This is a genomic window from Desulfobacter latus, from assembly GCF_013389365.1.
Classification (GTDB): domain Bacteria; phylum Desulfobacterota; class Desulfobacteria; order Desulfobacterales; family Desulfobacteraceae; genus Desulfobacter; species Desulfobacter latus.
This window is the reverse complement of sequence record NZ_JACADJ010000048.1, coordinates 22688-31248: the sequence shown is the minus strand read 5'-3', so window position 1 is coordinate 31248 and position 8561 is coordinate 22688. Positions and strand designations below refer to the sequence as shown.

The 8561-nt window shown below is 49.5% G+C and carries 4 protein-coding genes; 1 reads left to right on the top strand and 3 read right to left on the bottom strand.

Features of this window, described 5'->3' with window-relative positions:
- Positions 1-129: 129 nt before the first annotated feature.
- Together hypF and HXW94_RS12905 are read right to left on the bottom strand one after the other, a co-directional pair.
- Entirely contained in the window at positions 130-2472 is a 2343-nt protein-coding gene (hypF, locus tag HXW94_RS12910; protein ID WP_178367313.1) for a carbamoyltransferase HypF, read from the bottom strand.
- 19 nt (positions 2473-2491) lie between these two features.
- Positions 2492-2713 carry a HypC/HybG/HupF family hydrogenase formation chaperone gene (locus HXW94_RS12905; RefSeq protein WP_178367312.1) on the bottom strand — a complete coding sequence of 74 codons (222 nt, stop codon included), beginning with the start codon at positions 2711-2713 and terminating at the stop codon, positions 2492-2494.
- Between the two features lie 348 nt (positions 2714-3061).
- Between HXW94_RS12905 and HXW94_RS12900 the strand changes: the two genes are divergently transcribed.
- Positions 3062-5416: a tetratricopeptide repeat protein gene (locus tag HXW94_RS12900; protein ID WP_178367311.1), complete on the top strand. Its 2355-nt coding sequence runs from the start codon at positions 3062-3064 to the stop codon at positions 5414-5416.
- Positions 5417-5491: 75 nt separating this feature from the next.
- Here the strand turns inward: HXW94_RS12900 and HXW94_RS12895 are convergent, their stop codons facing one another.
- Entirely contained in the window at positions 5492-8218 is a 2727-nt protein-coding gene (locus HXW94_RS12895) for a PKD domain-containing protein (protein ID WP_178367310.1), read from the bottom strand.
- Positions 8219-8561: the final 343 nt, after the last annotated feature.

Genomic DNA, 8561 nt, shown 5'->3' with positions numbered 1-8561 from the left:
TAGAACCTGGAGCTGGCGAGCACCCCAGGGTACCTGTTTCCGATCTAACGTAGTGTTCGAAGCACTTAGACTGGTCAACTTTGGGGCTTTTTCAAGCCCCTCGGTCTTTAGCCGAGGGGTAGTTGACATTCAGGGTTTCTGGCGCTGAAGGGCTGCGGCCGCCATGGCCTGGCCCAGGGCAATGCCGCCATCTCCACAGGGAACACTGCTGTGGGTATAGACCTTAAAGCTCTTTGCCCCAAGCATACGGGTTATCTGGGAAAAAATCATATCATTATTAAAAACACCGCCGGACAGAACAATTCGGTTAAGACCGGTTTCCTGTCCTACCGTTGCGGCGGCATCCACCATCATACGGGACAAGGTCAGATGAAACCGAGCCGCAATCCTGGACCTGGGTACACCGCGTTTGATATCCGTCACCATCTGCCGCACCCAGGGGCCAATGTCCATAATCCGGCAGCCGTCAGCCCCTGTTTTCATATCAAAAAGATAAGCTGTGTTTGTTGCTTCTTCAACATCTGCTGCCGCCGCCAGGGCAATGGCGGCCTGGCTGTCATAGGAAATTTCACGGCAGATCATCAAAAGGGCGGAGACTGCGTCAAACAGGCGGCCTGTGCTGGATGTCAACGGGCAGTTGACCTGCCGGGCCATCATCTGAATTAAAAATGCAAGCTTATGTTTATCCAAGGACCGGACAAAAGGAATATCCAGATCCATTATCCCTGGCCCGTATACCTTATATAACAGGGCCACCGCCATGCGCCAGGGTGCCCTTACCGCCGCATCCCCTCCGGGCATGGGCAGGTAATCCAGTTGGGCCCGGCGCTCAAACCCGTCATAGGTACAGGTCAGGACTTCCCCACCCCAGATATGGCCGTCCGTACCCAGGCCGGTGCCGTCCAGGGTCAATGCAAGCACCGTTCCATCCAGGTGGTTTTCCGCCATGCAGGATAGGGCATGGGCATGGTGGTGCTGGACCCCGATCAGGGGAATGCCCTGATCCCCGAGTCTTTTGGCGAACTGGGTGGAAAAATATCCCGGATGCAGGTCATGGGCCACACATAGCGGCCGGATATCCAGGATTTTCTGCATATGTTCAATGGTGTCTTTGTAAAACTTGTGGACCTGGATTGATTCCAGGTCGCCAATGTGCGGGCTTAAAAAGGCGTATCGGTCTCTGGTCAGACAGATGGTGGATTTCATACCGGCGCCGCAGCCAAGGATATTGGCCGGTTTGTCATCTGTCGGCGGCGTTATATCCACGGGCAGGGGGGCATATCCCCTGGACCGGCGCAGAAACCGCAATTTTCCCTGCTGGATTCTGGTAATGGAATCATCGACCCTGAAGTAGATATCCCGGTTGTGGAGCAGAAAATAGTCGGCAATATGGGCAAAGGCATCCAGGGCGTCGGCATTGTCAATGGACAAGGGGTCGCCGGACCGGTTCCCCGAGGTCATGACCAGAATATCCGGCCCCTTGTCCAAAAGCAGGTAGTGCAGGGGGGTATAGGGCAGCATGATACCAAGGCAAGGATTGTCCGGGGCTATATTCGGGGCCAGGAGCGTACTCGCGGATAAGGGGAACGCCTTTTTTTTCAATAATACAATGGGGCGATGGTAGGACCCCAGCAACGCTTTTTCATCCCCATCCATGCAAACATGGTCAAACAGAGACGAATCCCGGGCCGCCATCAGGGCAAAGGGTTTGTGGGGACGTTTTTTTCTTTGGCGCAGCAGATCAACAGCCGTTGCATTGGCGGCATCCACGGCCAGATGAAATCCGCCAAGCCCTTTGACCGCAACAATTTTTCCCTGCCTGAGAAATTGGGCCGCAAGTGCCATGGCCTGTGCCGGATCATTTTCGTCCACCTGTTTTGCCTTATTGTCTGTCAAAAATATCCGGGGGCCGCAAACCGGGCAGGCGTTGGGCTGGGCATGGAACCGCCGGTTTAAAGGATCTTCATATTCTTTCCGGCACTCCGGGCACATGGCAAAGGACGTCATGGACGTATTTGGCCGGTCATAGGGAATATCCTGGATAATGGTGTATCTTGGCCCGCAATTGGTACAATTGATAAACGGGTATTCAAACCGGCGGTCAGCAGGATTCTGCATCTCTTTGAGGCAATCGGGGCAGACCCCCACATCCGGGGAGATCAGGGCAGATTTTGTCCGGGCATTCCGGCTTTTAATAATCGAGAAAGCAGTCAGGTCCAACGGTTGGGTATCCGTTGATACCATGCGTGAAATCTGTGACAGCAGCGGTTTTTTTTCAGGGAGATCCAAAAGAAACGCATCCAGGTGTTTTGGCTTCCCCTGGATAAAAAGGGCCACACCAGAGGCGGTATTGGACACATGGCCGCAAAGATGATGCGCGCAGGCTAAACCAAATAAAAAAGGGCGGAACCCAACACCCTGGACCACCCCTGAGATTTCAATTTTTTTTGCCGCGATACCGGAAGCACCCATGTAAAAACGTCAGGCCGGGTCAGCGGCCCAGCTCAAGTATCCGGCGTATGTCTGCAATGGTTTGCAGTGCAGCCGCTTCATCCATCTTTGAAATGGCAAATCCGGCATGAACAATCACATAATCGCCAATACCGGCATCATCAAGCAGCATCAGGCTGGCCTCCCGGACCACCCCGTCCACGTCCACCTTTGCCAGGGCATCGTTGATTTCAATAATTTTTGACGGTACAGCCAAACACATATGTTTTAAATTTCCATCTTGTTGTTTTAATTTTAGAATGAATAGAGAGAGTATAACACAAGCCAACTTATGAACAAGTCTAATTCACTTTATTCAGCAGGAGATGTGAGGGTCAGCCTGATTTATAATCATAAAAAGCTCACTATTCAGTTTCAACGCCACAAGGTACTCGCAATCTCGTGCTGAAGGGGTTTTATAGCAAATAAAGCGAAAAAGAATAGCGTTTGCCTGGATATTATATATATGGTAAATTTCATTTTCAATGTTGCGTTGCTGCCCAATTTCAACTTTTTAACCTAACGTTTACCGTATCCAGACCGGGATCAAAACTTATACGGATATTTATATATGAAAACATCTTTGCCCAATTATACCTACCCGCTTTTTTTTGGCCTTTGTTTTTTATTTTTCCTTTTTTCCTGCACCTCTCCCCAGGATGAGGCCGCAAGACATTATGAAAATGCGAAGAATTACTTTGCCGCCCAGGAATATGAAAAAGCAAAGATTGAATTTCAGAATGTGATCCAACTGGAACCGGAGAATGACAAGGCTCAGTTTGACCTGGGGGAAACCTATGTTTATCTCCAGGATCTGGCAAAGGCCGCCGCGGCCTTTCACCAGGCCGTTACCCTGAACCCGGACAATCACCAGGCCAAGTTGCGCCTGGGCCAGATCCTGCTTCTGGCCAAGGAAACTAAAACGGCCAGGCAAATCACCAATGAAATCCTGAAAAAGCATCCCGAAAACATAGCGGCCCTGCATTTGTTAGCCAGCATCCAGATCCAGGAAAGGAACATGGAACTGGCCTTAAAAACATTGGAGGAGGCCATTGAGATTGATGCGTCCGATCCTAAGAGCCATCTTTTCCTGGCCCACCTGTTGTTCGTTTCAAACCGTCTGAAAGAGGCCGAGTCCCACTATCTTAAAGCCATTGAACTCGATGAAACCCAGTGCAAACCCTATATGGAACTGGCCGCCCTTTACCGGAAAAAAGGGGAGGTTGGGAAAATCGAACCTTTGATCCGCAAATGGGCCCAGGTTCCGGGAGATCAGGTGCAGAAAAGTGCGGATCTGGCCCGTTGTCTGGAAAACGAAGGCAAAATAGAAGAGGCGGAAAAAAAATTGCTGGAAGCCACCCTGAATAATTCTGAAAATCCTGTGGCCCTGTCAAACCTCGGTGCTTTTTATGCCCGGCAGAAAGAAAACACCAAGGCCCTGGAGATATTTAACAGGGCTCTGGATTTGAACCCGGAAGATCTGGACATCATGTTCCGGACGGCCCTGCTTTCTTTTCTGGAAAAAGATTATGAAAAAGCAGACGCTATTGTTAACGGTATCCTGGCAAAAAAAGAGGATCATGTGCAGGCCAACTTCCTTAAAGGTCGGCTGCACTTTAACCGCAAGGAATTTTCCCAGGCGTTCAAACGTTTTGAGGCTGTAATAAACAACAGTCCCAGGCATGCCCTGGCAAGGTATTTCAAAGCCCGTTGCCTTCTGGACAAGAGCAAATTCGATTTGCCGGGCCAGGATATATTCCGGGTCGCGGGCGGGTATGAAACCAGCGAATCATGGGAACGCAAACTGGCAACAGACGAGTTAAAGCAAGTCCTGGAAATCGACCCGAACCTTATAGCCGCAAGGCTTCTGCTGATTGACATCCTTCTTGGGAACAAGGAAATCCTGAAGGCCAAGCGCCATATTAATTATATCCTTAAACGGGAACCCCAAAACATACAGGCCCTTGTTTTTGCAGGAAAACTCAAAATTATGGAAAACGATCTTGCCGGTGCTGAAAAAATTTATCAATTTGTTCTTGAACTGCAGCCTGACTTTGCCGCAGGTTACGTATCCCTGGGGCTGGCCTTAAAGGACATGGAAAAAACGGACCAGGCACTTAAGGCCTTTGACCGGGCACTGGAAATCAATCCGGACCAGATGGAGGCCCTGCACTACACGGTCAGTATCCACATGCAGAAAAAACAAGTAGAGAAGGCCCTGGAGGCCTGCGACAGACACCGGAAAAATATTCCTGAAGACAACCCGTCTCTTGCCATCATAGATTTGATCCAGGGCAGGATATACATGACCACCGGAAAAATCGACATGGCTGAAGAGCGGTTTCAAAAGGCGCTTAAAAGAAACCCGGATCTTTCCGCGCCCTGGGAGCAGCTTGCCGTCATCCGTGAGTTGAAGAAAGACACGGAGGGCGCAATAAAATACTATGAAACGCTTTTGGCATTGAATAAGGGATACCTTCCCACCTACCTTAATTTAAGTCGGATTTATAACGTCCGGGGAGATCTTAAAAAAGCCAAAGTATATCTGAAGCAGGCCCTTGATATCAAAGACGACTACGCCCCGGCTGCCAACAACCTGGCTTTTATCCTGGCTGAGACTAACGCCTCCATGTATGAGGCTCTGCGACTGGCAAAGACGGCCCGGGATAAGGAACCCAATAACCCTGCTTTTCTGGACACCCTGGGTTGGATCTATTATCTCCAGGGAAGTTATGACATGGCCCTTCCGGTCCTGGAAGAAAGTGTGAAACTCAATCCCCAAAATCCCATCGCCAATTACCATCTGGGCTGGGCCTATTATGACAAAAAACAGTTTGAAAAGGCCAGGGTTCATATGAAAAAGGCCTTGGAACTGAATCCGGATTTTAAGGGTGCAGAAAAGGCCCGGGATATTTTAGGAAAGTAGTTTAGGAATGGGCCTTAAGACCCGTTCCTAAATGCTTTCTATGTTTGTTGTGTCCATCAGGACATTGTGTGGGTATTAATTATTAATAGCGTTCGATATCTGAACATTATCTTCAGGCGAATATACATAACCTGAGGCGGTTACAGCACCTACGGAGAATATAAACTCACCGGATGTCTTTGTCTTTGGTGAGGTGAATTCAACCGTACCGTCGTTGGCCGTGATTCCGGATTGCGACGCTGTGACAACACCGCTCCAGACACCCTCAACAACAGCGTTTCCAATGGGATTCCCATATTCATCAACGATTTTTACCCTTGCAACCCCAAGGGAATTTCGTCCCCTATAGTCAACCTCTATTTCTATACTGAAAACGTATATAAAAACGTCATTTGTAATTTCTGATTCAATCGTTACGGTAACCTTATCTTCGGAAACGGCGCCCCAGTCGTCTTCCACCCTCAGAATCACCTCATAGGTACCGACGGTGGAAAATTCATGAATGAAAGATGTATCGTATGAAAGGATCTCGCCGCCAATCTCCCATTCATATGAAAGGGAATCACCATCGGGATCATACGAGTTTTGACCTTCAAAATAAATCGAATCCCCTTCCACACCGCTGACTGAACCGCTATCGATAACGGCCACCGGACTTTGATTCGACATTTCCTGGGTTTCGATACTGATGGATGAGACGGTATTCCAAGAAGGATCATAATCATATCCGGATGCAGAAACCGTATCCACAGTAAAGGTGATGGTGCCGGCTTGAGACGTTGCAGTGGACACCCATTCGACGATACCGGTTTCAGATGTTGTGCCGGACACATTTCCTGCAACCAGTCCGGACCAGTACCCGTCAACCTGTGCGCCGGGCACGGGATTCTGGTTATGATCCAGAATTTTAACATTGACCCGGGCCTGTTGGCCTGTTTCATCGACAACAAGTATTGCCTGAATATCCGACACATAAACACTCCCCTCAACGTAAATGGTAACGGAATCGGTATTGGTGGCACCATTATTATCGGTTACCGTAAGGGTTGCGGTATAGGTTCCCGGCTGATCATAGGTATGCACCGGCTGGGCGCCGTACTGAGATGCGCCGTCGCCAAAATCCCAGGCAAAGGCGTCAATTGTTCCGTCATTGTCATAGGAAGATGACCCGTCAAAATTGATCTCAAGCGGTGCAGGTCCTGAATATACGGATGCATCTGCCAGGGCTGACGGCGGAAGATTGTCACCGGAGGGATCATACTCAATGCCTGCATAAACCTGGTCACCGTCAACGGTCTGGGGAACTTCCAGGCTCTCGATCACTTTATTGCCGTTGGCAACATCAATCAGGGTAAAGGTACCAAGGGTTGCCTCGCTGCCTGCCGTATCATCCTGTACTCCCAGATACCAGGTTGTCAGGCCTCCGCCGGGAGTCATCAGATCGGTAAAATCAAAGACAAAGGTACCGTCAACGGCATTGGTTGTACCGTCAAATCCGTATGCACCGCCCTGGTTATAGATCATTTCCGGGATCCACACACTGGAAGGCGTTGACTGATTGATGTCTGAGGTACCCAGGGTCATCCGGAGATGATCCCGTTTGGCGTGATTTAACTTAAACTCTCCGATCATCTTTGGCTGGTAGCCTGTTTTGGCGGTTACCCAGTGGGCCCTGGATGGATACCAGCCGTAGATTCGGCCCGTTGACGGGCCTCCGGCCACGGCAGATGGATTTTTCAATGCATCATAGGACATCCAGGCAAAGCCGGCCTCGCCCCAACTGGTCCCCCAGGAGTTGGCAATCTTGAAAGCCCCTTTTTCCCCGGAATCCACGACATTGTTTCCGTTGATATCCACCCAGATATTGTCATTATATCCCACAACGGTCATGGCATGGTATCCGGCGGTGCCGTTCACCCAGGCCACACATTTTTTACCGGCAAAGGCATCGTCTTCACTGGTGGCAGGGTCATCTCCAATGGTCTGGTACTGCCATGAGTAAATATAGGTTGGGATGTTGAGGATATAGCCGTTGACCAGCATCTGCTTGACCTGTTCAATACCTGTATCCTCATGGGTATTCAACACATACCCGTACTGATCAAACCGCCGGTATAAGGCGTTTTCCCAGGTATCGGGGTCCAGGTTCCAGGCCCTGTAATCGGAATCATAGGGAAATTCCGTCCAGGTGGCCGAACCGTGTTTCTGGCCGATTTCATAGGCCCAGTAATACCAGGTCCCGTTATTCCCGCCGCCATTGACCATATTATAGGTCCATTTGGGGCTGAGACGCATTGCATCTCCGCCGTTTTTGGCATCCAGGTCGTTTGCCATGGCATACATGTGGGTCATGGCATAATAGGTGCCGTTGAAAACCCCGCAGGAATTCAATGATCCCTGGCTCCGGATGGGGGGAAAATATTGCAACCGGCTGTTATCCACGGACCCCGGATAATCCGCCGACGGCAGGTCCGAAGACGAATCAACAGGCGCGGATGCACCGGTCACGACTTCCAGTTCGTTGCCGATATCAGCCACATCGGCCTCGCTTTTCTTTATTTTCCCTTTGCCCTTTTTGACCCGCCACTGGTTGACGCGCGCCAGCCCAATGTCGTTTAGTTTTACTTTTTTGACCTTGCGCATATGTTTGTTCTGCCACTGGAGTTCTTCTTCTGTGAGTTCAGGCAGCCCGGTTTTGTACATTTCTTGTTCTTTTGCTGACAAAAATCCGGCACTGCTCAACAGGAACAGTACGATCATCATCAGGCCGATCGCCTTTGCTGTCGTGGGGATTGCTTTCATTTACCTCTCCTTTTGAATAATAAAAATTATCATTGGATAGGCAAGACCCGCAAAGTGTATGCCATGGTTTAGATGTTTGCATGCATGAAAGCGTTAACCCCTTTGTTTATAAGGATTTCACCACACGATTTTTGTTAAACGAAACATCCCGTATATTGAAATTTCAGAAGGCGAGATCAGAGGTCTTTGTTTAAATAGTCAAATATCACCATAAAAACCGCGATATATCACCACGAAGACAAGATACCTTTCCGGAGAAAAGTAAAGACAGAGACAAAAATGATAAGATCATAAAAAAAGTGAGGAAAGCCAGTTAAATAAACTCAGGACAGAGATTTTATAA

Excerpts from the sequence above, each read along its gene's own strand:
- hypF (WP_178367313.1), bottom strand. The coding sequence starts at position 2,472 with ATGGGTGCTTCCGGTATCGCGGCAAAAAAAATTGAAATCTCAGGGGTG.
- HXW94_RS12905 (WP_178367312.1), bottom strand. The coding sequence starts at position 2,713 with ATGTGTTTGGCTGTACCGTCAAAAATTATTGAAATCAACGATGCCCTG.
- HXW94_RS12900 (WP_178367311.1), top strand. The coding sequence starts at position 3,062 with ATGAAAACATCTTTGCCCAATTATACCTACCCGCTTTTTTTTGGCCTT.
- HXW94_RS12895 (WP_178367310.1), bottom strand. The coding sequence starts at position 8,218 with ATGAAAGCAATCCCCACGACAGCAAAGGCGATCGGCCTGATGATGATC.